Genomic DNA, 24,059 nt, shown 5'->3' on the forward strand with positions numbered 1-24,059 from the left:
CCTACTTCTCCTGCTGCTTGAGTTCGGGGCGGCCGGGCTGCTCGCCGCCGCGCTCCTTGATGTACGTCTCGGTCGGCACCATCACCTTGCGGCGGAACACGCACACGAGCGTGCCGTCCTGCTTGTAGCCCTTGGTCTCGACATGGACGATCCCACGGTCGTTCTTCGACTTCGAGGGCCACTTGTCCAGCACGGTCGTCTCGCCGTAGATCGTGTCGCCGTGGAAGGTCGGCGCCACGTGCCGGAGCGACTCGATCTCCAGGTTGGCGATCGCCTTGCCGGACACGTCCGGCACGGACATGCCGAGCAGCAGGGAGTAGATGTAGTTCCCGACCACCACGTTCCTGCCGAAGTCCGTGGTGTTCTCGGCGTAGTTGACGTCCATGTGGAGCGGGTGGTGGTTCATGGTGAGGAGACAGAACAGATGGTCGTCGTACTCGGTGACCGTCTTGCCCGGCCAGTGCTTGTACGTCGCCCCGACCTCGAACTCCTCGTAGGTGCGTCCGAACTGCATCGTCACGCCTCCGGGATCTCGAACGCCGACGTGCGCTTCATGCCGGCCGCGCGGCCCTTGCCCGAGATGACCAGCGCCATCTTGCGGCTGGCCTCGTCGATCATCTCGTCGCCGAGCATCGCCGAGCCCTTCTTCCCGCCCGCCTCGGACGTGTAGTAGTCGTACGCGTCCAGGATCAGCTCGGCGTGGTCGTAGTCCTCCTGGGAGGGCGAGAAGATCTCGTTGGACGCCTCGACCTGGCCGGGGTGCAGCACCCACTTGCCGTCGAAGCCGAGCGCGGCGGCGCGCTGCGCGACCTCGCGGTAGCCGTCGACGTTGCGGATCTGGAGGTAGGGGCCGTCGATCGCCTGGAGGTCGTTGGCGCGGGCGGCCATCAGGATCTTCATCAGGATGTAGTGGTAGGCGTCGGCCGGGTAGCCGGGCGGCTGCTCACCCACGACCAGCGACTTCATGTTGATCGACGCCATGAAGTCGGCCGGGCCGAAGATGATCGTCTCGATGCGCGGGGATGCCTGCGCGATCTCGTTGACGTTGTTCAGGCCCTGGGCGTTCTCGATCTGCGCCTCGATGCCGATCCTGCCGACCTCGAAGCCCATGGTCTTCTCGATCTGCGTCAGCAGCAGGTCCAGGGCGACGATCTGCTGGGCGTTCTGCACCTTCGGCAGCATGATGCAGTCGAGGTTCGGGCCGGCGCCCTCGACGACCGTGACGACGTCACGGTACGTCCACTCGGTCGTCCAGTCGTTGACGCGCACGACCCGGGTCTTGCCGGTCCAGTCGCCCTCGTTGAGGAACTTGACGATGGTGTGCCGCGCCTCGGGCTTGGCGAGCGGGGCGCACGCGTCCTCCAGGTCGAGGAAGACCTGGTCCGCCGCCAGGCCCTGCGCCTTCTCCAGGAAGCGGGGGTTGCTGCCCGGGACCGCGAGACACGAGCGGCGCGGACGCAGACGGTTGACGGTCATGCGGGGACCTCCAGGGGGTCGAGCTTGTTCGCTTTGCGGATCTCGTCGACGATGCGGCCGATGATCCCGGTGATGTCGAAGTCCTTCGGGGTGAAGACGGCGGCCACTCCGGCGGCCCTGAGCTGCTCGGCGTCACCATTCGGGATGATGCCACCGGCGATCACCGGTATATCTGTGGCACCGGCCACACGGAGCCGTTCCAGCACGTCCGGCACGAGTTGCGCGTGCGAGCCGGACAGGATCGACAGGCCCACCGCGTGCACGTCCTCGGCCAGCGCCGCGTCCACGATCTGCTCCGGGGTGAGCCGGATGCCCTGGTAGACCACCTCGAAGCCGGCGTCGCGGGCGCGCACGGCGATCTGCTCGGCGCCGTTGGAGTGCCCGTCCAGGCCCGGCTTGCCGACCAGGAAGCGCAGCTTGCCCGTGCCGAGGTCCTGCGCGGTCGTCTCCACCCTGCGGCGGACCTCCGACATGGCCGAGCCCTCCTCGGCGGGGACCGCCACCGGAGCCGAGGAGACCCCGGTCGGCGCCCGGAACTCGCCGAACACCTCGCGCAGGGCCCCGGCCCACTCACCGGTCGTGACCCCGGCGCGGGCGCACTCCAGGGTGGCCTCCATGAGGTTGTCGGTGCCCTTGGCGGCCTCCTTCAGCTTCTCCAGCGCCTTGCAGGGCCGCGGGTGGTTGAAGGGCGGCTGGTAGCGGGTGTCGCGCCAGGTCCGCAGCGATGAGACGACACGAGCCTCGACAGCCGGATCGACTGTCTGGATGGCTGTATCGAGATCGGCCGTCAAGGGATTCGGCTCGGTGGTGTTGAAGATGTTGACGCCGACGATCTTCTCTTGACCGGACTCAATACGAGCGCGGCGCTCGGCGTGCGAGGAGACCAGCTGCGACTTCAGGTAGCCGGACTCCACCGCGGCCATCGCGCCGCCCATCTCCTGGATCCGCCCGATCTCCGCGAGCGACTCCTCGACGAGCTTGGCGACCTTCGCCTCGACGACGTGCGAGCCCTCGAAGAGGTCCTCGTACTCCAGCAGATCGCTCTCGTGCGCGAGGACCTGCTGGATCCGCAGCGACCACTGCTGGTCCCAGGGCCGGGGCAGGCCCAGCGCCTCGTTCCAGGCCGGCAGCTGCACGGCACGCGCGCGGGCGTCCTTCGACAGCGTCACGGCCAGCATCTCCAGCACGATCCGCTGGACGTTGTTCTCCGGCTGCGCCTCGGTCAGCCCGAGCGAGTTGACCTGGACGCCGTACCGGAAGCGGCGCTGCTTGGGGTTCTCGATGCCGTACCGCTCCCGTGTGATCTGGTCCCAGATCCGCCCGAACGCCCGCATCTTGCACATCTCCTCGACGAAGCGGACGCCCGCGTTCACGAAGAAGGAGATCCGGGCCACGACGTCGCCGAACTTCTCGGCGGGGACCTGTCCCGAGTCGCGCACGGCGTCGAGCACCGCGATCGCGGTGGACATCGCGTACGCGATCTCCTGGACCGGCGTGGCGCCCGCCTCCTGCAGGTGGTAGCTGCAGATGTTGATCGGGTTCCACTTCGGGATGTGGGAGACCGTGTACGCGATCATGTCCGTCGTCAGGCGCAGGCTCGGTCCCGGCGGGAAGACGTGCGTGCCCCGGGACAGGTACTCCTTGACGATGTCGTTCTGGGTCGTGCCCTGGAGCCGGGTGATGTCCGCGCCCTGCTCCTCGGCGACGACCTGGTAGAGCGCCAGCAGCCACATGGCGGTGGCGTTGATCGTCATCGAGGTGTTCATCTGCTCCAGGGGGATGTCCTGGAACAGCCGGCGCATGTCACCGAGATGGGCCACCGGCACGCCGACCCGGCCGACCTCGCCGCGGGCGAGGACGTGGTCGGAGTCGTAGCCGGTCTGGGTCGGCAGGTCGAACGCCACCGACAGGCCCGTCTGGCCCTTGGCGAGGTTGCGCCGGTACAGCTCGTTGGACGCCTCGGCGGTGGAGTGGCCGGCGTACGTGCGCATGAGCCACGGCCGGTCCTTCTCCCGCGTGCCGTCGGCGGGCTGACGCTCAGTCATCTATGACCCCGGGTGTCTCAGATGTTGCGGAAGCGGTTGATGGCGTCGAGGTGCTGGGCGCGCATCTCCTCGTCGCGCACGCCGAGGCCTTCCCCGGGGGCGAGGCACAGGACGCCGACCTTGCCCTGGTGGAGGTTGCGGTGCACGTCGTACGCGGCCTGGCCGGTCTCCTCCAGGGAGTAGGTCTTCGACAGGGTCGGGTGGATCCTGCCCTTCGCGATGAGCCGGTTGGCCTCCCAGGCCTCGCGGTAGTTGGCGAAGTGCGAACCGATGATCCGCTTCAGGGACATCCACAGGTAGCGGTTGTCGTACTCGTGCATGTAGCCCGAGGTCGAGGCGCAGGTGGTGATGGTGCCGCCCTTGCGGGTGACGAAGACGGAGGCGCCGAAGGTCTCGCGGCCCGGGTGCTCGAAGACGATGTCGATGTCCTCGCCGCCGGTGAGTTCACGGATGCGCTTGCCGAAGCGCTTCCACTCCTTCGGGTCCTGGGTCTGCTCGTCCTTCCAGAACCTGTAGCCCTCGGCGTTGCGGTCGATGATCGCCTCGGCGCCCATCGCACGGCAGATGTCCGCCTTCTGCGGCGAGGAGACGACACAGATGGGGTTGGCGCCGCCGGCCAGCGCGAACTGGGTGGCGTACGAGCCGAGTCCGCCGCTCGCGCCCCAGATCAGGACGTTGTCGCCCTGCTTCATGCCGGCGCCGTTGCGGGAGACCAGCTGCCGGTAGGCGGTGGAGTTGACCAGACCGGGGGCGGCGGCCTCCTCCCAGCTGAGGTGGCCCGGCTTGGGCATCAGCTGGTTGGACTTGACCAGGGCGATCTCGGCGAGGCCGCCGAAGTTGGTCTCGAAGCCCCAGATGCGCTGCTCCGGGTCGAGCATCGTGTCGTTGTGGCCGTCGGAGGACTCCAGCTCGACGGACAGACAGTGCGCGACGACCTCGTCGCCCGGCTTCCAGGCGTTGACGCCGGGGCCGGTGCGCAGGACGACGCCCGCGAGGTCGGAGCCGATGATGTGGTACGGCAGGTCGTGGCGCTTGGTCAGCTCGCTGAGCCGGCCGTAGCGCTCCAGGAAGCCGAACGTGGACAGCGGCTCGAAGATCGAGGTCCACACGGAGTTGTAGTTGACCGAGGAGGCCATGACGGCCACCAGGGCCTCGCCCGGGCCGAGCTCGGGCAGCGGAACCTCGTCGAGGTGGATCGACTTGCGCGGGTCCTTGTCGCGGGTCTCGAGCCCGGCGAACATCTCGGTCTCGTCCTTGTGGACGGTGATCGCACGGTACGACTCGGGCAGCGGCAGGGCGGCGAAGTCGGCCGGCGTCACGTCCGGCGACTGGATCGCGTCCAGGATGTCCTGAGTGGTCACGGTGTTGCCTCCGGCGGTGAGCGCCCTGAGGGAGGGGCGCTGTGAGGGTTGGTTCGGTGCTGTTCGGCGGCGCTTTGTGGCGCGGGAGGTTGCCTGTGACGCAGGCGTCCGGGCGCGCAGGCCATGAGCTGCGGGGACAGCCGGCGTACGAAAGGTCTCTGCACGCCGGCCGCCCGGACACCTCCAACGTATGACACCGCGTGTCACCTCGCAAGGCACTGAGTGCCAGAACTTCCTCTCAGATGAAATCTTTACGTAACAAATGAGCGATGATCGATCGAACGGGGTCTGAAATCCGCCTGAAAAGATGCCCTGACATGCCAAAACGGCCACCCGGGCGGGTGGCCGTCATCACAGGGCGAAAGCGCGGTCAGCGCTCCTTGAGGGCCTGCTCGATGGCGCGCATGACCTCGTCGAGCGGGGCGTCGGTACGGGCGACCGTCACCAGCACCTCGCCCTGCGCGGAGATGGCCGCGGGGGCCGGCCTGGCCGGCGCGCCGCCGCTGCGTCCGGCGCCGATGCCGGTGCCGAAGGTCCGGCGGACGATGGCGAAGGCGTGGTCGAGCTGGGTCTCGACGTCGCCCTGGCCGCCCGCCCGCAGCCAGCGCCGCAGGACGTGGTTGTGGGCGGTGACCACGGCGGAGGCGGCGACCTCGGCCAGCAGCGGGTCGTCGTTGGCGTCGTCGTCGTGCGCGTGCTCGTCGAAGTGGCCGAGGAGGTAGCGGGTGAACAGCCGCTCGTAGCGGGCCACCGAGGCGATCTCCGCCTCCCGCAGGGTGGGCACCTCACGGGTCAGCTTGTAGCGGGCGACCGAGATCTCCGGCCGCGCCGCGTACATCTTCATGACCTCCTTGATGCCGCGGCACACGGTGTCGAGGGGGTGCTCGTGGGCCGGGGCCGCGTTGAGGACGGCCTCGGCGCGGATCAGGGTGTCGTCGTGGTCGGGGAAGATCGCCTCTTCCTTGGAGCGGAAGTGGCGGAAGAAGGTGCGGCGGGCGACGCCGGCCGCGGCCGCGATCTCGTCGACGGTGGTCGCCTCGTACCCCTTCGTGGCGAACAGTTCCATGGCCGCGGCCGCCAGTTCGCGGCGCATCCTGAGCCGCTGGGCGGCCGCGCGGCTGCCCGCGGCACTCTCCGAAACGTCGGGCGTGGCTGGTGTACGTGGGGACCTGGCGGGCTGGGACATGCCCCGAACGTACTGCATGTGCGCAGCTCTCTGCGCAGGTCCGGGGTTTCCCCCGCTCCCGGGGAGCGGGGGAGAACCGGGCCCGGCCGGCGCCAGGGGCCCGCCGGGGTCGAGCAGTCCGCCCCAGGCCCCACCGTCGGCTGAGCCTTCGAGCCGGTCGCCGACGCCGTCAGCGGCGGGCATATTCGCGGAAACCCCGGCCCGTCTTGCGGCCGAGGCAGCCCGCGGCCACCAGGTGCTCCAGGAGCGGGGCCGGGGCGAGGCCCGGGTCGCGGAACTCCCGGTGCAGGACCTTCTCGATCGCGAGGGAGACGTCCAGCCCGACGACGTCCAGCAGTTCGAACGGACCCATCGGGTAACCGCCGCCCAGCTTCATCGCGGCGTCGATGTCGTCGAGAGACGCATAGTGTTCCTGCACCATCTTGATCGCGTTGTTGAGGTACGGGAACAGCAGGGCGTTCACGATGAATCCCGCACGGTCCCCGCAGTCCACGGCGTGCTTCTTGATCCGTCCGCACACCTCGTGAACCGTCGAGTGGACGTCCTCGGCCGTCAGCACCGTACGGACGACCTCGACCAGCTTCATGGCCGGCGCCGGGTTGAAGAAGTGCATCCCGATGACGTCCTGCGGGCGCGAGGTGGCCCGGGCGCAGGCGACGACCGGCAGCGAGGAGGTGGTGGTGGCCAGCACGGCACCCGGCTTGCAGACCTTGTCGAAGGTCGCGAACAGCTGCCGCTTGATCTCCAGGTCCTCGGCGACCGCCTCGACGGCCAGGTCGACGTCGGCGAACGCGTCGTAGGAGCCGGCCGGGGTGATCCGCTCCAGGGTCTGCGCGGCGGCCTCGGCGGTCATCCGGCCCTTGTCGACCGAGCGCGCCAGGTTCTTGCCGATCCGGGCCTTCGCCGTCTGCGCCTTCTCCTCGCTGCGGGCGGCCAGGACGACGTCGTAGCCCGCCTTGGCGAACACCTCGGCGATCCCGGAGGCCATCGTGCCGGAACCGGCCACCCCGACGCTGCGGACCTCGCGGCCGGGGACGCCGGAGCCGCCGGTGGCGGGCGTCAGCGCGTCCGGGACGACGGTCGCGCTGCCCGGCGCCTCGTAGGTGTAGAAGCCGCGGCCCGCCTTACGGCCCGTCAGACCGGCCTCGCTGAGCTGCTTGAGGATCGGGGCGGGCGCGTGCAGCCGGTCGCGCGACTCGGCGTACATCGCCTCCAGGACCGTACGGGCCGTGTCGACGCCGATCAGGTCGAGCAGCGCCAGCGGGCCCATCGGCAGCCCGCAGCCGAGCCGCATCGCGGCGTCGATGTCCTCACGGGAGGCGTAGCGCGCCTCGTACATCGCGGCGGCCTGGTTGAGGTAGCCGAACAGCAGCCCGTCCGCGACGAATCCGGGGCGGTCGCCGACCGCGACCGGCTCCTTGCCGAGGTCCAGGGCGAGGTTGGTGACGGCGGAGACGGCGGCCGGCGCGGTCAGCACCGAGGACACCACCTCGACCAGCTTCATCGCGGGCGCCGGGTTGAAGAAGTGCAGACCGAGCACGCGCTCCGGACGGGCCGACTCGGCGGCGAGCCGGGTCACGGACAGGGCGTTGGTACCGGTGGCGAGGATCGTCTCCGGCCGGACGATGCCGTCCAGCTCGCGGAAGATCTGCTGCTTGATCTCGTACGACTCCGGAGCCACCTCGATCACCAGCTCGGCGTCGGCCGCCGCGCGCAGGTCGGTGGCGGTGCGGATCCGGGCCAGGGCGCCCGTGCGCTCCTGCTCGGTGAGCCGGCCGCGCTGCACGGCACGGGCGGTGGAGGACTCCAGCACGGCGAGCGAACGGGCCGTGCGCTCCTCGCTGATGTCGATGCCGATCACCTCACGGCCGGCCTTGGCCAGGACCTCGGCGATGCCGGTGCCCATGGTGCCGAGGCCGACGACGGCGATCGTCCGGAGCGGGGACAGAGAGGTGTCGGAGAGGGGAGTGGCCATCGCGGGACTCCAGAAGAAGAGGGTGACGACTGGGAACGCCCCCGGGTGCGCCGGGAGAACCTCTGCGAGGCCTGGGCGCACCGGGTGCGGAAAGGGTTGCGGGTGGTGCCGGGCTACGAGCGCACACGCCCGGTGCCGGTCGCCGGGGGCGCGCACAACGCCCTGCGGACGAACGGGAGATCCGACCGGCCCTGTCCCGTGGCCGGGTCGTACAGCGGTACGTGGTACCGAACCGACTTCCTTCGCGGAGGCTGCGTCACCAGGCCGCCGCGAGGAGGATGCGAGTGGGTGACTCGCTCTCCTGAGCTTAACCGGCGGGTAACGAGCGCGCCAGCCCCCGAAATGTGAGCTGACTCGCTCCGCCGTCCACCGCCTAGGCTCGCCCTCATGGACGAAGAGTTGCGGGCGCTCACGGAGCGTTTACGGCAGGAGTCGGGCGGCACGGCGGCGTACGAGCGGCTGGCGGCGGACGCCGGCCCCGACGAACTGGCGGCGGTGCTCACCGAACCGGGGCGGCCGCTGTGGGCCCGGGAGCTCGCCGCCTTCCGGCTGGGCCTCGCCGGGGACCGGCGCGCCTTCGAGGCGCTCGTCCTGCTGCTCAACCACCGTGACCCGCCGCGCTGTGCCGGTGCCGCCCACGCCCTGGCCCGGCTGGGCGATCCCCGGACCGCCCGTGCGGCGGCGGCCCTCGCCACCAACGAACTGCGGGTCGCCTACGCCCTGCACCCGGTCCGCCTCCTGGTGGAGCTGCGGGCGCCGGAGTCGGTGCCCGCGCTGATCACCACCCTCCGGCGGCGGCTGACGCCCCACGACCCCTACCGGCGCGTGGCCCTCGCCTGTGTGGAGGGTCTCGGTGCGCTCGGCGACGCCCGCGCCCGGCCCGTTCTGAGCGACGCCCTCGCCCATCCGGCGCTCGCGGAGGCGGCCGTGCACGCGCTGGCGCGGATCCCCCGACAGCGCTGACTTACCGTCAACAGCGTTTTATCGCCAATTAGTTCGAGATTTGAATACCCGTTCGAGGGGAAGATCGCCTTCCGCCGAAATCCGGCTCGGTGTGCCCGCAGGGCTGCTGCCGAACTGACCGCGGACAAGGCCGGACCTGTCCGGCTACGGAGGGTGAGAGACAGTGACCAGTGCGCAACTCCCGGACGAGATGGACGAGATATCCGACCTGGCCCTACGTCAAGACCCGGTAAAAACGTTCGGCCGGTTCCTCGAGGAGAAGTGGACGGCGGTCTGCCGGGGACTGGAGATAGACCCGTGGCAGACCGAGACCGTCCTCGGGGATCTGCGAGAGGTGCTCCACCCCTGGGGCGAGCGGCCCGTCGGCACGCGCTGCGAACCGCCCTCGTTCGTCTCGGCGGACGGCTTCCCCGCCGAACTCTCCGTCAGCTGGAAGGCCGGCCGGCCCGAGGTCCGCATCCTCTTCGAGTCGCTCGGCTCCGACGGCACCCCGCTCGGCTGCCAGGAGGCCGGCCGGGACCTGACGCGCCGGCTCGCCGGGAGCCCCAGGACGGACATCGCGCGGTACCTGGGCATCGAGGACCTGTTCCTCACGTCGGACCCCGAGCGCTACCGGGCCACGCTCTGGCACTCCCTGGCCTGGAGACCGGGACACCGGCCGCACTACAAGGTCTACCTCAACCCGCAGGTGAACGGCCTGGACCGGGCGTACGAGGTGATGGCCGAGGCCATGCACCGGCTCGGCCTGGCCGACGCCTGGCGGCCGGTGGCCGAGCGCGGCAGGGAACTCGCCAAGCAGGGGCACGAACTGGAGCTCATGGCCCTCGACCTGGACGCCGGGAACACCTCCCGGGTCAAGGTCTACTACCGGCACCTTCCAATGGAGATGGAGGAACTGGACACGGTCGCGGCCCTGGCGCACCGCTACGAGCCCGAGCGGGCGGCCCGGGCGCGGTCCGTCATCTACGGGCGGGACAGCGGCACCGTGAGCAACGAGCCGATGACCTGCCTGGCGTTCCGGGAGGGCACCCCCGGTCCCGAGGAGGCCAACCTCTATCTGCGCCTGCCGGACAACACCCACGACGACGCGGAGGCGGCCGCGCGTGTCGCCCGGCTCATGGACCTGGAGGGGGTCGACCCCCGTCCGCTCGCCAAGATCCTGCGGGAACTGGGGGCGGGCGGCCCGGGGGTCACCGGCGCGCTCCAGGAACTGTGCAGCTACCGGACGATCTCGCCGCGGACGCCCGCGGACATCGGCCTGTACCTGCGGTTCGGCACGTACGCCGAGCACCAGGCCGGCCTCCCGGTCTGACCCCGGAGCGACCCGTCCGAGCGAGGTGACGGCCCTTCAGGGGCCCCTCCGGGACCGGCGCAACGGCTCCGTGCGGTCAACGGCGACCTCGCGGAGCCCTCGCGGAACCCTTCTCGCGGCAGGGTCCTCGCGGCAACGGTCAGCCGCGGAAGCCCAGCAGCCCGTGCAGCACCGAGCCGTGCGCCGCCGGTGAGGCGACCTTGCCGGTCGGCGGCCTGGGGTCGGGCTGGGCCCGGCATGTCGCGTCGACCGCGCCGATGCCGCGCGGGACCGTGCCGTCGGTCAGATAGGCCGCCAGGTGCCGGTCGAGGCAGCTGTTCCCGCTCAGCGTGATGCCGTGGTTCCCGCCGCCCTGTTCGACCACGAGACTGGAGCCGCGCAGCAGGGCGTGGACGATGGTGCCGCCCTCGTACGGGGTGGCCGCGTCGTTCGTCGCCTGGAACAGCAGGACCGGCGGCAAAGCCCCGCCCGCGATGTTCACCGGGCCCCGCGACCGGGTCGGCCAGAACGCGCACGGCGCGTTGTACCAGGCGTTGTTCCAGGCCATGAACGGCGCCTTGCGGTACGTCTCCCAGTTGTCCGAGCGCCACTCCTCCCAGTCGTGCGGCCAGTGGGCGTCCCGGCACTGCACCGCGGTGTAGACGCTGTACCCGTTGTCCCCGGAGGCGTCCACGGCGGCGAAGTTCTCGTACGCCCGCACCAGCGGGTCGGCCTTCTTGTCGTTGACGTACGCCGCGAACGCGTTGGCGAGGTGCGGCCAGTAGCCGTTGTAGTAGCCGCCCGGCAGGAAGGTGTCCTCCAGCTCCGCGGCGCCCACCTTGCCGCCGGCGGGCCTGCGGGCGAGCGCCGCCCGCATCGCGTACCACTTCCGCTCGACCTCGTCCGGGTCGCGGCCCAGCCGGTAGGTGTCGTCGTACCGGGCGATCCATGCCATCAGCGCGCGGTGCCGGTCGTCGAACGCGCGGTCCTGGGTGAGGTTGTCGTCGTACCAGACGCCCGTGGGGTCGACGATCGAGTCGAGGACCAGGCGCCGCACCCGCTGCGGGTACAGCTTGGCGTAGACCGCGCCGAGGTAGGTGCCGTACGAGTAGCCGAAGTAGTTCAGCTTCGGCGCGCCGGTGGCGGCGCGGATCGCGTCCATGTCGCGCACGGTGCTGATCGTGTCGATGTACGGCAGCACGCGCGCGTACTTCCTGCCGCACGCCTCGGCGAAGGACCGCGCCCGCTCCAGGTTGGCCTTCTCGACCGCCTCGGCGGCCGGCACGGAGTCCGGGCGCACGGGCGCGAAGTGGCCGGGGGCGCAGTCCAGCGCGGGCGTGCTCTTTCCCACCCCGCGCGGGTCGAAGCCGATCACGTCGTACTGGGCCGCGACCGCCTTCGGCAGCGCGGAGGCGACGAAACCGGCGAGGGACAGCCCGCGTCCACCGGGCCCGCCGGGGTTGACCAGCAGCGGACCCTGGTACGTCTGCGCGGTGTGCGGGACCCGGGAGAGCGCCAGGGTGATCCGCTCCCCGTCCGGGTCGTCGTGGTCGAGCGGCACCTTCAGGGACGCGCACTGGAGCGTCGGCTGGTCGGCGGTGGCGCACTTCTTCCAGGTGAGCTGCGTCGCCCGGGCGGCGGCCGCGGGCGCCGGGGACGCCCCGGCCGGTACGGCCGTGACGGTCCCGGCCAGGACGACGGCGGTGGCGCACAGCACGGCTGCGCGAGTGTTCAAGAAGTCCTCCCAGGACGGAGGGGGGCCTTAAGACGGCCGGGCCGCGTGGCTCACGGCCCTCGCGGCATCGTCCCGGAAAGATCGTCCGGAGATAGGTATTGCCGGGCGATTTGACCCGTTCGGGCGCGTGACGCGCCCGGACGCGCTCAGATCAGGGTGAGCTGGGTCGGCGCGGACACCTCCTCGGCCGGCGCGTGCTCCTCCTGCTCCGGCGGCCGGATCCGGCGCGGCATCCCCGCGGGCGCGGGCCCGATGCCGTACTCCTGGGCCAGTTCGTGCACCTGGCGGGTGATCCGGCGCTGGTACCACTTGGGGGCGTACGCGCCGTCGGCGTACAGCCGCTCGTAGCGGCGCACCAGGTGCGGGTGGTGCTGACCCAGCCAGGCCATGAACCACTCGCGCGCCCCGGGCCGCAGATGCAGCACGAGCGGGGTGACGGAGGTCGCCCCCGCCGCCGCGACCGCCCGCACGGTGGCCCGCAGCTGCGCCGGTTCGTCGGACAGGAACGGGATCACCGGCGCCATCAGCACGCCGACGCCCAGACCGTGCTCGGTGAAGGTCCGTACGACGTCCAGCCGCCGCTCGGGGGCCGGGGTGCCCGGCTCCACGGTCCGCCACAGCTCGGTGTCGGTGAAGCCGACCGAGACGGAGAGGCCGACGTCGGTCACCGCGGCGGACTGCTTCAGCAGCTCCAGGTCGCGCAGGATCAGCGTGCCCTTGGTCAGGATCGAGTAGGGGTTCGCCCGGTCGCGCAGGGCGGCCAGGATGCCCGGCATCAGCCGGTAGCGGCCCTCCGCGCGCTGGTAGCAGTCGACGTTGGTGCCCATCGCCACGTGCTCCCCGTTCCAGCGCGGCGAGGCCAGCTGGCGGCGCAGCACCTCGGGCGCGTTCACCTTGACGACGATCTGGGTGTCGAAGCCGATCCCGGTGTCCAGGTCGAGATAGCTGTGCGTCTTGCGGGCGAAGCAGTACACGCACGCGTGGGTGCAGCCCCGATAGGGGTTCACCGTCCACTCGAACGGCATCCGGGAGGCCCCCGGCACCCGGTTGAGGACCGTGCGGGCCCGCACCTCGTGGAACGTGATGCCGGCGAACTCGGGCGTGTCGAACGTCCGGGTCGTGACCGCGTCCGCGCCGAACAGCGCGGGGTCGGCCGGACGGTCGTGGCGGGACTCCGGGGCGAGATTCTCCCAGCGCATGACGCCTCCTCCGTAGCACTCCCCTGCACCTGGACCCACAATAGAACATCTGTTCCCATGATCGTGCGAACGGGCGTCTGCCTCGGCGTTTCGCGCACCCCGTGATCGTTTACCCCACCCCGATTTGGGCGGCCGTGGAGCGGGGTGGTTGGCTTGCCCTTCCCGGGAAACCCCGAGCAATCCTGAGCAACACGGACCTGGAGGAACTTCATGGCGCAGGTCGAGGCCACCACCGAGCGGGTCGTCGCGGCGGACCCCGACAAGGTGTTCGACACGCTGGCCGACTACAGCGGCACGCGCGCGAACCTGCTGCCCGCCCACTTCAGCGAGTACGAGGTGCGCGAGGGCGGCGACGGCGAGGGCACCCTCGTCCACTGGAAGCTCCAGGCCACCAGCAAGCGGGTCCGCGACTGCCTCCTGGAGGTCACCGAGCCCACCGACGGCGAACTGGTGGAGAAGGACCGCAACTCCTCCATGGTCACCGTCTGGCGCGTCACCCCGGCCGGCGAGGGCAAGGCCCGCGTGGTCGTCACCAGCACCTGGAAGGGCGCCGGCGGCATCGGCGGCTTCTTCGAGCGGACCTTCGCGCCCAAGGGCCTCGCCCGTATCTACGACGAGATCCTCGCCAAGCTCGCCACCGAGGTCGAGAAGTAGCAACCCCCGGGCGACCGCCGCCCGTTGCACCCCCTCACCGGTTCGGGTGGATTCCGCCCGCGACCGGGACGGCGCCGTAACCCCGCGCACCTGCCCCGAGTTGCCGCTTCACGCGGGAACCGTGCGGCAGGTGCGACGAGGGGAGCGGCCCATGGGCGGGACCACACGGGCACGGCACGAGCCGGTTCCGGCACCCCGGCCCCAGTTAGGCCCCGAACGCTCGGACCCGCCGCCCTCGCCGCCCGGCACCGGGACGACCCCGAGCCCCCGCCGGGCCCGCCCCGCCCTGCTCGGACTGCTGCTCGCCCTGTTCCTCGCCACCGTGGAGCAGCCGGCCGTCGTCGTCGCCCTGCCGACGATCGCCGGCGACCTGCACGCCCTGGACCGGATGACCTGGCCGGTCACCGCCTCCCTCCTCGCCGCCGCCGTCGCGCTGCCCGTGCACGGCCTGCTGGGCGCCCGCTTCGGCCGCAAGGGCGCCCTCCAGTGCGCGATCCTGATCTGCGTCGCGGGCGCCGCGCTCGCCGGACGCGCCCGGACCATGGACCAGCTGATCGCCTTCAGCGCCCTCCAGGGCCTCGGCGCCGGCGGCATCCTGAGCGGCGTCCGGAACCTCCTCACCCACCTCGTCCCGCCCCGGCGGCGCGGCAGCCGCGCCGGACTCGCCGGAGCCGTGTCCGGACTGGCCTGGGTCACCGGACCACCCCTCGGCGGCCACCTCACCGACCAGCTCTCCTGGCGCTGGTGCTTCTCCGCCGCGATCCCCGCCGGGCTGCTCGCCCTGGCCCTCGTCAGCCTCGCCCCGAAGCCGCCCGAGCCTCGGTCCGGGCCGCGCCTCGACGTGCTCGGCACCCTGCTGCTCACCGCCGCCGCCACCTGCGCGGTGCTGCTGGCCGGCCTGGCCGGCACCCGCCACGCCGGGGACTCCGCCGTCGTCGTCGGCCTCGCCGCGGGGGCGGCCGCCGCCGTCCTCCTCTTCCTCCTCGCCGAGGGCGTCGCCACCGACCCGCTCATCCCGCTGCGGCTGCTGCGCGACCCCGTCTTCACCGTCACCGGCCTGGTCGGCCTGATCACCGGCGCCGCCCTGTCCGGCGCGGCGAGCTGTCTGCCGGCCTATCTCCAACTGGCCGACGGCACCTCCGCCACCGAGGCCGGACTCCGCACGCTCCCGCTCACCGGCGCCGTCGCGGGCGCCTCCCTGCTGTGCGGACGGCTGGTCCGGCGCACCGGCCCCCACCGGACCTTCCCGGTCCTCGGCAGCGCCCTCATCGTCCTCGCCACCTGGCTGCTGTCCCGCCCCGACCCCGGCACGCCCCGGCTGACGCACGGTCTGTGGACCGCCGTCCTCGGCGCGGGCATCGGCCTCGTGACCCCCGTTTTGCTGCCCGCCGTGCGCAACGCCGCCCGCCCCGCCGACCTCGCCGCCGCCACCGGTGCCCACACCGGCCTGTACCGGCTCGGCGGCGCACTCGGCGCCGCCCTGTGCGGCGCCCTCCTCGCCCACCGGCTCACCGGCGCCCTCGCCGACCGTCCGCCCACGGCCCCCGGCCTCCCCGACCCGCGCTCCCTCACCCCGGACCTCGTGCACACCCTGCCCCCGGCCCCGCGCGCCGCCTGGACCGGCGCCTACGCCGACGCCCTGCCCGGGATCCTCCCCCTCCTCGTCCCGGTCCTGCTGCTCGCCCTGCTCACCGCCTGCTTCCTCAAGGAGACCTCCCCGCCCCGCACCCGGACCCCCCGCCCGACCGCAGCGCCCGCCCGCCCCGCCGCCGAAACGGAGCCCGTGACCGTGACCGCCCGCATCCCGCAGGCCCGCACGCCGTACACCGCCGGCCTCCCCCTCTCCGGCACCGTCCGCCACCACGACGGCACCGCCGTACCCCACGCCGCCCTCACCCTCATCGACGCCACCGGCGCCCAGGTCGGCCGGGGCGCCGGCGGCGAGGACGGCCGCTACGCCCTGTCCACGCCCGGCCCCGGCGCCTACGTCCTGATCGCCGCCGCCGGTGGTCACCGCCCCCAGGCCGTCACCGTCACGGTCGCGGAGCGGCCCGTCGCACTCGACCTCGTCCTCGGCGGCGCCGGACGCCTCACCGGGACCGTCGTCACCGCCGACGGCAGCCCCGTCCCCGACGCCGTCGTCACCCTCGCCAACGCCCACGGCGAGGTCGTCGCGAGCACCCGCAGCGACCGCGCCGGCGACTACGCCGTCACCGGACTGATCGCCGGCGCGTACACCCTCGCCGCGAGCGCCCCCGCCTTCCGGCCGTCCGCCCTCCCGGTCACCGTCACGGCCTCCCTGGAGACCCGCCAGGACATCGAACTCGCGGGCGGCTCCGTGGTCCGCGGCACCGTCCGCGACGGCACCGGCCGGCCCGTCGAGGACGCGCGCGTGACCCTCCTCGGCGCGGCGGGCACCGTCCTCGACACCCTCACCACCGGCCCCGACGGCACCTTCCGCTTCGTCGACCTGGCCTCGGGCGAGTACACCGTCATCGCCACCGGATACCCGCCCGTCGCCACCGTCCTGAAGGTCGCCGGCGGCACCCGCACCGAACACGACGTGCGGCTCGCCCACGCGGACCGAGAGGACTGAACGGAGCGTGAGCCCCGCGGCGTACCCCGGCGCGCTCCGGTGAAACCAATTACAGAATTGCCGCACATCCCGACCTGCGCGCGCCGTACGGTTGGTGCTGCGGACAGATCTTGCACAGCTCTGGGGAGAGAGGGCCTGGGCCATGGACCGTGGCACCGAGAGGGACGCACCTCCCAGCCGCGGAGCGAACAGCGCGGCGGCGGACGACACCGCCGATCCCGGGCGCGTCCCCCTGGCCGTGGTCGTCGTCGACCGCGACGGCCTCGTCTCCCACTGGAGCACCGGCGCACGCCGGCTCTTCGGCGTCGCCAAGGAGGAGGCGATCGGCGAGCCCGCCATCGATCTCCTCCCCGTCTCCGGCGCCCTCCCCGAACCCGAGGACACCTACGGCGAGTACGGCGCCTACGACGGCCTGGGACCGGGCCTGGACTCCTCCCTCGACCAGGGCCTGGGCTACCCCGCCGCCGGACGCGCCCGCCTCACCGTCCCCGGACGGGACCGCGAGCGCGCCGACGTCCTGTGGTGGGCCTACCCGCTGGTCGGCCCCGGCCGCGAACGGCTCCTGGTGCTCGCCGCCGACGCGGGCGCACTCCACCAGGAGCAGCCCGCGGACCCGTACGCCGTCGAACGCATCGCACCCGGCTTCGCCCTGCACACCGACTTCCCCGGCGCCGAGGACCTCGCCCGCAGACTCCCCGACATCCTGCCCAGCATGAGCGTCGGCGAGAGCGCCCGCATCGTCGCCCAGATCCTCGAACTCGGCTATCCCGTCCTGGAGTTCAGCCAGAACGACCGGGTGCCCGTCACCCCCGACTGGGGCGTGACCCGGCGCACCGAACGCAGGGTCCGCCGCGAACGCGCCGTCCGCGCGGCCGCCGAGGGCCGGCCGCTGCCGCAGGACCTCGCCGACGAGGCCGAGGACCTCGAGTACGCCGCCGTCCGCGAGCGCCTGGAGTTCCTCAACGAGGTCAGCGGAAGGATCGGCACCTCCCTCGACCTGTCCCGCACCATCAACGAGGTCTGCAGGGCCGTCGTCCCCCGCTTCACCGATGTCGCCGGCACCTATCTGCGCGAACAGGTCGTCGCCGGCGAGGGGTTCGCGGAAGGTGTGCCGGACACCACGACCATGTGGCACCGGGTCGCCGTCGAGCACACCGACGAACCCGGCCGCTGGGACGACGTCATCCCCGTCGGCGAGGCCATGCCCTTCCCGGCGCACACCCCGTTCTTCCAGTGCATGACCACCGGCAAGCCCGTCCTGGTGCCGCGGATCAGCGAGCAGATGGGCCACGCCATCGCCTCGCAGTTCGAAAAGCGCGACATCCGGCCCCTCATCAACGGCCGCTCCATGCTCGTCGTCCCGCTCAAGGCCCGCAACGTCGTCCTCGGCTTCATGGTCCTGCTACGCCACCCCGCACGCGCCGAGTTCAACGACATGGACCGCGTCACCGGCGCCGAACTCGCCGCCCGCGCCGGCCTCGTGCTCGACAACGCGCGCATGTACACCTACCAGGAGTCCGTCGCCGAGACCCTCCAGGACAGCATGCTGCCGCACATCCCGCCGCGCATGGCGGGCTGCGACATCGCCACCCGCTATCTGCCCGGCACCCTCCTCGGCCGGGTCGGCGGCGACTGGTTCGACTCCGTGAAACTCCCCGGCGCCCGCACCGCCCTCGTCGTCGGCGACGTCATGGGTCACGGCCTCAACTCGGCCGCCATGATGGGCCAGTTGCGCACCGCCGTACAGACCATGGCCGCCCTCGACCTGCCGCCCGCGCAACTCCTGCGCAACCTTGACGACCTGGCGCAGCGCCTCGGCGACACCTACCTCGCCACCTGCCTGTACGCCGTCTACGACCCGATCGAGGGCGAACTGCACCTCGCCAACGCCGGCCACATCCCGCCGGTGCTGGTGCGGGCCGTCGACGGCCGCAGCGAACTCCTCGCCCTGCCCACCGGAGCGCCCATCGGCGTCGGCGGAGTGCCCTTCGAGTCCGTACGCCTGCGCGTGGAACCCGGCGACCGGCTCGTGATGTGCACCGACGGCCTGGTGGAGGTGCGCGGCGAGGACATCGGCGTGGGCCTGGCGGCCCTGTGCGAGTCCGCCGCCCACCCGGCCGCCTCCATGGACGACGCCTGCGACACCATCATCCGCGCCCTGGCTGCGACATTTTCGGAAGCGGGCCGCGGCGGCCGCAAGGACGACGTGGCCCTGCTGATGGCCCGACTGAACGGCATCGAACCCGACGACGTCGCCGAATGGCGCTTCCGCCTCGACCCGGCCGAGGTCCCCCGGGCCCGCGCGGCCGTCCGCGAACAGCTCCACGACTGGGGGCTCGCGAAACTGGCGTACCCCGCGGAGCTGATGGTCGGCGAGCTGGTCACCAATGCCGTACGGCACTCCCACCGGCTGCCCGTCGCCCTGCGGCTGGTGCGCGGCGAGACGCTGCTGTGCGAGGTGGACGACGACCACCACGATCTGCCGACCCTGCTGAGCGCCGGACCCGAGGACGAGGCCGGACGGGGACTGCGGGTGGTGAGCACCCTGGCCCGTGAGTGGGGGACCAGCCGCACCGGCACCGGCAAGTCGGTGTGGTTCGAACTGACGCTGCCGAGACGCTGAAGAACGTGCGCCCACCCCTTTCGACACAAGGGGCGCACAACGGCGTACGCGGCGCGCACCAGGCGTGAAGGAACCGCGCGTTCTGCTTGTCGCGGCAACCCGGGGGCGGTAGACCGTACTCGCCCGTCACTCATGACGGATCGGCGCCGCACCCTGGGGAGTTGGGATGAGCGTGACGATGCGATACCGGGAGGCCTGGGAGGGCTTCTGGCGTGAGGCCCCTCATGACACCGGCGCGGTGTTCTGGGACGCGGACCCCAAGGTGACCGCGGCCCTCCACCTCGCCCTGTTCGAGCCGTACGTCGCCGACACCGTACTGCCGTTGATCGACCTCGGCTGCGGCAACGGCACCCAGACCCGCTTCCTCGCCGACCGCTTCCCGCAGGTCCTCGGCGTCGACCTGGCGGCCGCCGCCCTCGACCACGCCCGGCAGGCCGACCCCGAGGGCCGTGCGCGGTACCGGCTGCTGGACGCCGCCGAACGGGGTGCCGTCGAGGCCCTGCACGCCGAACTCGGCGACGCCCACGTCTATATGAGGGGCGTCCTGCACCAGTGCGAGCCCGCCGACCGGCAGCCCCTCGCCGACGGGATCGCCGCGCTCCTCGGCGAGCGGGGCCGGGTCTTCCTCGTCGAACCGTCCCAGGCCGCCGGCGCCGTGCTCGGCGGCCTCGCCCACGGGCCGGCCGGCCCGCCCCCGAAGCTCGCGCCGATCTTCCGCCACGGCATAGCGCCCGGCGAGGTCGCGGACGCCGCCGTGCCCGCCCACCTCGAGGCGGCCGGCCTCACCGTCCTGGCGAGCGGCGAACTCCCGCTCACCACCACGGAGTCCACCCCGAACGGCACCCTGATCGAACTACCGTCGAACTGGCTGGTGGCGGGCCGACCGACCTGACCACCACACGAGCCCTCACCGGTCCCGGCCGACCGCCGCGTCGGTTCGCCGACCGGCTGGGGCGGGGCGGGGTTCGTCCTTGCCGGCCTAGGTCGGGTGGCGCGTTCGTACCGTCCCGGTTCTCCGGTCGGGCGGGGTAGGGCGGTGTGCCGTCGGCGGTTCCGGCCGGGTGGGGTGGGGTTCGTCCTTGCCGCGTCGGTTCGCCGACCGGGCGGGGCGGGGTGGTTCGCCCATGTGGGTCTCGGTCGGGTGGTGTGTTGGTGCCGCGTGGGTTCGTTGGTCGGGCGGGCGGGGCCGGGGGGGGGCGACACCACCCGGCCCCGCCCGCCCGGGTGGCGAGGCCGTGGGCTGTCCGCCCGGCCGGTGGGCCGGTCAGGCGTGCGTCCTGCCCGTCTGCCGGCGGGCGAGCCGGTCAGGCCGGGCGCCTCGCCCCTGGACCGTTGGACCGTCGAACCGGGTCAGGCGGTGAGCCGGGTCAGTGTCTCCTCGAAGGGGAGTGCGTCCCGGCCCGGACGGTTGTGGGGGAGGCGGGCGAGGAGGGCCGCCATGCCGCAGGTGTCGGTCGCGCCGGAGAACACCAGTCCGGCGCCGATCAGCCCCGACAGCCAGTGCGCCGGCGGCCAGGCGAGGCCCGCCAGGAATCCGGCGACGACCAGGGAACCGGCGGCCAGCCGCACCTGGCGGTCCATCGGCCACGGGGTGCGGGCACCGACCGCCCGCTCCAGCCGGTGCCCGGCCGCGGCCCACGCCCCGGTGCCGCCCTCCAGCGTGGCCGCCGGGACCCCGAGGTCCGCGAGCCGGGCACAGCCCCGCGAGGACCGGGCCCCGGAGGCGCACACGATCAACAGGGGGCGCCGGAGTGCCGCCTCCGTCAGCGCGGCCGAGGCCTCGCCGAGCCGGTCCAGCGGCACGTTGTGCGCGCCGGGCAGATGACCCGAGGCGTACTCGCCCGGGGTACGGACGTCCACGACAGTGAACGCGTCGAGCCGGGCGGCCGCCTCGGCGGTGGCCAGTGCGGCCGGGGTGGTCTGCGGACCGTTCACGGAACAGAACCTTTCTGTGGGGTGTTGTCCCGCACGGGTAGGATACCCGCGGGGGTATGTGGGGATATGGAGGAGGAACCGTGCAACTCGACATGTCGGCCGAGGAGCTGAAGTCCGCGCTCAACCGGCTGCGACGCGCCCAGGGGCAGCTCGCGGGCGTGATCCGGATGATCGAGGAGGGCCGGGACTGCGAGGACGTGATCACCCAGCTCGCCGCGGTCTCCCGGGCCCTGGACCGGGCCGGTTTCGCGATCATCGCCACCGGCCTGGAGCAGTGCATGACCAGCGAGGACCCGGAGGTCCGGGACTCCACGCAGATGCGCGCCCGCCTGGAGAAACTGTTCCTGTCGCTGGCCTGAGCCGGGCGTCGGGCCCGCGGGCCGGGCCGGGGAGGGGCCATCTGCGGCGGCCGGCGGTCACAGCACGGCCGTCAGGCCCATCCCCGCCGCGACGGTGAGCAGCACCGCGCCGAAGATCCGCTGGAGGGTGGCGGGGGAGACCCGCGCGGCGAGCCGCCGCCCGTCCCAGGCCCCCAGCACGGCCGTCGCCAGGAACGGCAGGATGAGGGCCCAGTCCAGCCCGCTCGCCGTGTAGGCGCGCGCCCCGAGCGCCACCAGCGCGTTCGTGACGATCACCAGCAGACTCGTGCCCACGGCGGCCCCCATGGGCACCGCCAGGACACCCACCAGCGCCGGCACGGCGAGGAAGCCGCCGCCGACCCCGAGGAACCCGGTCACCGCGCCGAGACCCGCCCCCGCCCCGGCCGCCCGGGCCGCCGAGACCGACGTCCGCGCGCGGGGGGTGACGCGACGCAGCATCCGTACGGCCGCCACGGCGGCGAGCACCGCGAACATCGCCGTCAGCACGGTCTGCGGGATCCGCGCGGAGAGGGCGCCGGCCGTCGCGGCGGGCAGTACCCCCGCCGCCGCGAACAGCAGCCCCGCCCGCCAGCGCACCGCCCCCGCGCGGGCGTGGGCCACGAGCGCGGTGACCGAGGTGACGATCACGATGACCAGGCTCGCGGTGGTCGCCGAGGCCGGGTCGAAGTCCAGCAGGTAGATCAGCGCCGGTACGGTCAGGATGCTGCCGCCCGCCCCCAGCGCGCCCAGGGCGACACCGACCAGGGCCCCGGCGAGCAGTGCCAGCGCGAACGCGCTCACCGCACGGTCCCGGCGGCCCCGCGCGCGCTCTCGACGGGCAGACCCAGGGCGGCCCACTCCCGCATCCCGCCGACCACGTCCGGCGCGGACACACCCCGCGCGGCGAGCAGCCCGGCCGCCTGCCGGGAACGGCTGCCGGACCGGCAGATCAGCACCGGGTCCCGCCCGTCGGGCAGCCCCGCCACCTCGTCGGCCATCCCGTCCGTCAGCGCGGACAGCGGCAGGTGGACGGCGCCCGGCGCATGACCGGCGGCGAACTCCTCCTCCTCGCGGACGTCGACCAGCACGGCCGTACCCTCCTGGAGCAGCCGGTGGGCCTCGGCGGGGGTGACCCGGCCCGTGGCGAGCCGCAGACCGGCCCCGGCCGCCGCGGCGAAGCCGTCGTCGACGGCCACCACCGCCCGGCCCGCCGCGTCGAGCAGGGACGCGGCGATCGCCGCCCGCATCCCGCCCGCGCAGTGCACCCACACCGGGCCGGCCGGCACCTCCGCCAGCCGCCGGTGCAGCTGGTGCACCGGGATGTGGACGCTGCCCTCGATCCAGCCGGCGGCCCGCTCGCCGTCGCGGCGCACGTCCAGCACGACGACGTCGTCGCGGCGCGCCCGGGCGGCGGCGAGTCCGGCGAAGGTCGACCGGGGGAAGGAGGCGGGGGCCGTCCCCTCGGGGAGCCAGTCGGCCGGGGAGCCGACGGCCGCCGCGGCCGGCCGGTCGATGCCGACCCGGCTCAGCTCCCGCTGCGCCCGGGAGACGTCCTCGGCGCTCGCCGCGAGCAGCGTCACCGGCTTGCCCCACGGGACCATCCAGGCGAGATAGGTCGCCAGCTGCCCGTCGACCTCGAAGTTGAACGCGCCCGCCACATGCCCCTCGGCGAACGCCACCCGGCCGCGCAGGTCCACCACCCACTCACCGGCCGCGAGCCGCCGGGCGAGCTCGGCCGCGTCGGCCCGCCGGGGCGGCGTCAGATCCACCGGCGCCGGCCCGCCCGCGTTGGCCGGGCCCATGTGCGCGTAGTACGCGGGCACGTCGTCCAGCCCGGCCAGCAGCTCCTTCACGAACGTGTCCACGTCCTGCGCCAGCGCCGGATTGGACGCCTTCTCCGCGCCGATCGTGCTGCTCTCGCCGTCCGTCTGCGCGGCGGAACAGAAACTTCCGAAGCCGTGCGTCGGCAGCACGGACACCTCGTCGCCCAGCTCGGCGGCGAGCCGGTGCGCGGAGGCGTGCTGGGCCCGGGCCAGCCGCTCGGTCAGCCGCGGTTCCACCAGGTCGGGGCGGCCCACGCTGCCGATCAGCAGCGACCCGCCGGTGAACGCCGCCACCGGCCGCCCCGACTCCTGAAGGACGTACGCCGTGTGGTGCGGGGTGTGCCCGGGCGTGGCCACCGCGCGCAGCACCAGGTCCTCGTCGACCGGCTCCAGGTCCCCGTCGGCGACCGGCACGCGCGGGTACGCCACCTCCGCCCCGGCCGGCACCAGATAGCGGGCCCCGGTCAGCCGGGCCAGCTCCAGGCCGCCGGTCACGTAGTCGTTGTGGACGTGGGTCTCGGCGACGGCCACGATCCGCACCCCGCGCCGGGCCGCCGCGGCGATCACCCGGTCGATGTCCCGCGGCGGATCCACGACCACCGCGGCCCGGACGCCGCCCGCCAGATAGCTGCGGTTTCCCAGCCCCTCGGTCTTGAGGACGTCGGCAAAGAACACGGCACTCTCCCTCGCTGAAGAATTACCCCCCGGGGTATCTGTCCCTCACCGTAACAGAGATACCCCCAGGGGTATTCCGGCGGGCGTTCCGGTCCCCGATCCGCGCGCCTTCACCCGCCCCGGATGACACGGTGTCCCCGGACATCCACGCCCCGGCCCAGGA

At 72.7% G+C, this 24,059-nt stretch carries 18 protein-coding genes; 7 read left to right on the forward strand and 11 right to left on the reverse strand.

Going from position 1 to position 24,059, the window contains the following annotated elements; all coding sequences use genetic code 11:
• Nucleotide 1: 1 nt before the first annotated feature.
• The 6 genes from ACYQ8Q_RS36190 to ACYQ8Q_RS36215 all read right to left on the reverse strand — a co-directional run bounded on the left by ACYQ8Q_RS36190 (nucleotide 2) and on the right by ACYQ8Q_RS36215 (nucleotide 8,043).
• Nucleotides 2–514 (reverse strand): MaoC family dehydratase, encoded by a 513-nt coding sequence (locus ACYQ8Q_RS36190; protein ID WP_416977500.1) that lies wholly within the window; start codon nucleotides 512–514, stop codon nucleotides 2–4.
• 2 nt (nucleotides 515–516) lie between these two features.
• Nucleotides 517–1,476 carry an HpcH/HpaI aldolase/citrate lyase family protein gene (locus ACYQ8Q_RS36195; RefSeq protein WP_460070885.1) on the reverse strand — a complete coding sequence of 320 codons (960 nt, stop codon included), beginning with the start codon at nucleotides 1,474–1,476 and terminating at the stop codon, nucleotides 517–519.
• Complete coding sequence (locus ACYQ8Q_RS36200; RefSeq protein ID WP_460070886.1) at nucleotides 1,473–3,521, reverse strand: protein meaA; 2,049 nt, start codon at nucleotides 3,519–3,521, stop codon at nucleotides 1,473–1,475. The genes ACYQ8Q_RS36195 and ACYQ8Q_RS36200 overlap by 4 nt, the downstream gene beginning before the upstream one ends.
• A gap of 17 nt (nucleotides 3,522–3,538) precedes the next feature.
• The gene (gene ccrA, locus ACYQ8Q_RS36205) at nucleotides 3,539–4,882 is read right to left on the reverse strand and encodes a crotonyl-CoA carboxylase/reductase (RefSeq protein WP_460070887.1); all 1,344 of its coding nucleotides are present in this window, start codon (nucleotides 4,880–4,882) and stop codon (nucleotides 3,539–3,541) included.
• 370 nt (nucleotides 4,883–5,252) lie between these two features.
• Entirely contained in the window at nucleotides 5,253–6,068 is an 816-nt protein-coding gene (locus tag ACYQ8Q_RS36210; RefSeq protein WP_460070889.1) for a TetR family transcriptional regulator, read from the reverse strand.
• Nucleotides 6,069–6,237: 169 nt separating this feature from the next.
• Entirely contained in the window at nucleotides 6,238–8,043 is a 1,806-nt protein-coding gene (locus ACYQ8Q_RS36215; RefSeq protein ID WP_460070891.1) for a 3-hydroxyacyl-CoA dehydrogenase family protein, read from the reverse strand.
• A gap of 387 nt (nucleotides 8,044–8,430) precedes the next feature.
• Here ACYQ8Q_RS36215 and ACYQ8Q_RS36220 point away from each other — a divergent pair, with 387 nt between their 5' ends.
• Nucleotides 8,431–9,006: an adenylosuccinate lyase gene (locus ACYQ8Q_RS36220; RefSeq protein ID WP_460070892.1), complete on the forward strand. Its 576-nt coding sequence runs from the start codon at nucleotides 8,431–8,433 to the stop codon at nucleotides 9,004–9,006.
• 163 nt (nucleotides 9,007–9,169) lie between these two features.
• Nucleotides 9,170–10,318 carry a tryptophan dimethylallyltransferase family protein gene (locus ACYQ8Q_RS36225; RefSeq protein ID WP_460070895.1) on the forward strand — a complete coding sequence of 383 codons (1,149 nt, stop codon included), beginning with the start codon at nucleotides 9,170–9,172 and terminating at the stop codon, nucleotides 10,316–10,318.
• Between the two features lie 139 nt (nucleotides 10,319–10,457).
• Here ACYQ8Q_RS36225 and ACYQ8Q_RS36230 read toward each other — a convergent pair whose 3' ends face one another.
• Together ACYQ8Q_RS36230 and ACYQ8Q_RS36235 are read right to left on the reverse strand one after the other, a co-directional pair.
• Nucleotides 10,458–12,032 carry an alpha/beta hydrolase gene (locus tag ACYQ8Q_RS36230; protein WP_460070896.1) on the reverse strand — a complete coding sequence of 525 codons (1,575 nt, stop codon included), beginning with the start codon at nucleotides 12,030–12,032 and terminating at the stop codon, nucleotides 10,458–10,460.
• A gap of 146 nt (nucleotides 12,033–12,178) precedes the next feature.
• Nucleotides 12,179–13,231: an Rv2578c family radical SAM protein gene (locus tag ACYQ8Q_RS36235; protein WP_460070898.1), complete on the reverse strand. Its 1,053-nt coding sequence runs from the start codon at nucleotides 13,229–13,231 to the stop codon at nucleotides 12,179–12,181.
• Between the two features lie 210 nt (nucleotides 13,232–13,441).
• On the opposite strand from ACYQ8Q_RS36235, the gene ACYQ8Q_RS36240 reads away from it, so the two are divergent.
• From ACYQ8Q_RS36240 to ACYQ8Q_RS36255, 4 genes are all read left to right on the forward strand, one after another.
• Complete coding sequence (locus tag ACYQ8Q_RS36240; RefSeq protein ID WP_460070899.1) at nucleotides 13,442–13,885, forward strand: SRPBCC family protein; 444 nt, start codon at nucleotides 13,442–13,444, stop codon at nucleotides 13,883–13,885.
• Between the two features lie 151 nt (nucleotides 13,886–14,036).
• Nucleotides 14,037–16,481 carry an MFS transporter gene (locus ACYQ8Q_RS36245; protein WP_460070901.1) on the forward strand — a complete coding sequence of 815 codons (2,445 nt, stop codon included), beginning with the start codon at nucleotides 14,037–14,039 and terminating at the stop codon, nucleotides 16,479–16,481.
• Nucleotides 16,482–16,623: 142 nt separating this feature from the next.
• On the forward strand, nucleotides 16,624–19,104 hold the full coding sequence (locus tag ACYQ8Q_RS36250; protein ID WP_460070903.1) for an ATP-binding SpoIIE family protein phosphatase: 2,481 nt from the start codon (nucleotides 16,624–16,626) through the stop codon (nucleotides 19,102–19,104).
• Nucleotides 19,105–19,270: 166 nt separating this feature from the next.
• On the forward strand, nucleotides 19,271–19,996 hold the full coding sequence (locus ACYQ8Q_RS36255; protein ID WP_460070905.1) for a methyltransferase domain-containing protein: 726 nt from the start codon (nucleotides 19,271–19,273) through the stop codon (nucleotides 19,994–19,996).
• Between the two features lie 458 nt (nucleotides 19,997–20,454).
• Here the strand turns inward: ACYQ8Q_RS36255 and ACYQ8Q_RS36260 are convergent, their stop codons facing one another.
• Nucleotides 20,455–21,039, reverse strand: coding sequence for a rhodanese-like domain-containing protein (locus ACYQ8Q_RS36260; RefSeq protein ID WP_460070906.1), 585 nt, complete (start codon nucleotides 21,037–21,039; stop codon nucleotides 20,455–20,457).
• Between the two features lie 80 nt (nucleotides 21,040–21,119).
• On the opposite strand from ACYQ8Q_RS36260, the gene ACYQ8Q_RS36265 reads away from it, so the two are divergent.
• Nucleotides 21,120–21,398, forward strand: a complete 279-nt coding sequence (locus ACYQ8Q_RS36265; protein WP_460070908.1) for a metal-sensitive transcriptional regulator — start codon at nucleotides 21,120–21,122, stop codon at nucleotides 21,396–21,398.
• A 57-nt stretch (nucleotides 21,399–21,455) separates the two neighbouring features.
• Here the strand turns inward: ACYQ8Q_RS36265 and ACYQ8Q_RS36270 are convergent, their stop codons facing one another.
• Nucleotides 21,456–22,199, reverse strand: coding sequence for a sulfite exporter TauE/SafE family protein (locus tag ACYQ8Q_RS36270; protein ID WP_460070910.1), 744 nt, complete (start codon nucleotides 22,197–22,199; stop codon nucleotides 21,456–21,458).
• Nucleotides 22,196–23,896: a rhodanese-like domain-containing protein gene (locus tag ACYQ8Q_RS36275; protein WP_460070911.1), complete on the reverse strand. Its 1,701-nt coding sequence runs from the start codon at nucleotides 23,894–23,896 to the stop codon at nucleotides 22,196–22,198. Before ACYQ8Q_RS36275 ends, ACYQ8Q_RS36270 begins: the two co-directional genes overlap by 4 nt.
• Nucleotides 23,897–24,059: the final 163 nt, after the last annotated feature.

The organism is Streptomyces sp. YKOK-I1 (genome assembly GCF_054660435.1).

Coding starts and splice junctions, on each gene's coding strand:
- ACYQ8Q_RS36190 (WP_416977500.1), bottom strand. CDS start 514: ATGCAGTTCGGACGCACCTACGAGGAGTTCGAGGTCGGGGCGACGTAC.
- ACYQ8Q_RS36195 (WP_460070885.1), bottom strand. CDS start 1,476: ATGACCGTCAACCGTCTGCGTCCGCGCCGCTCGTGTCTCGCGGTCCCG.
- ACYQ8Q_RS36200 (WP_460070886.1), bottom strand. CDS start 3,521: ATGACTGAGCGTCAGCCCGCCGACGGCACGCGGGAGAAGGACCGGCCG.
- ACYQ8Q_RS36210 (WP_460070889.1), bottom strand. CDS start 6,068: ATGTCCCAGCCCGCCAGGTCCCCACGTACACCAGCCACGCCCGACGTT.
- ACYQ8Q_RS36215 (WP_460070891.1), bottom strand. CDS start 8,043: ATGGCCACTCCCCTCTCCGACACCTCTCTGTCCCCGCTCCGGACGATC.
- ACYQ8Q_RS36220 (WP_460070892.1), top strand. CDS start 8,431: ATGGACGAAGAGTTGCGGGCGCTCACGGAGCGTTTACGGCAGGAGTCG.
- ACYQ8Q_RS36235 (WP_460070898.1), bottom strand. CDS start 13,231: ATGCGCTGGGAGAATCTCGCCCCGGAGTCCCGCCACGACCGTCCGGCC.
- ACYQ8Q_RS36240 (WP_460070899.1), top strand. CDS start 13,442: ATGGCGCAGGTCGAGGCCACCACCGAGCGGGTCGTCGCGGCGGACCCC.
- ACYQ8Q_RS36245 (WP_460070901.1), top strand. CDS start 14,037: ATGGGCGGGACCACACGGGCACGGCACGAGCCGGTTCCGGCACCCCGG.
- ACYQ8Q_RS36250 (WP_460070903.1), top strand. CDS start 16,624: ATGGACCGTGGCACCGAGAGGGACGCACCTCCCAGCCGCGGAGCGAAC.
- ACYQ8Q_RS36255 (WP_460070905.1), top strand. CDS start 19,271: ATGAGCGTGACGATGCGATACCGGGAGGCCTGGGAGGGCTTCTGGCGT.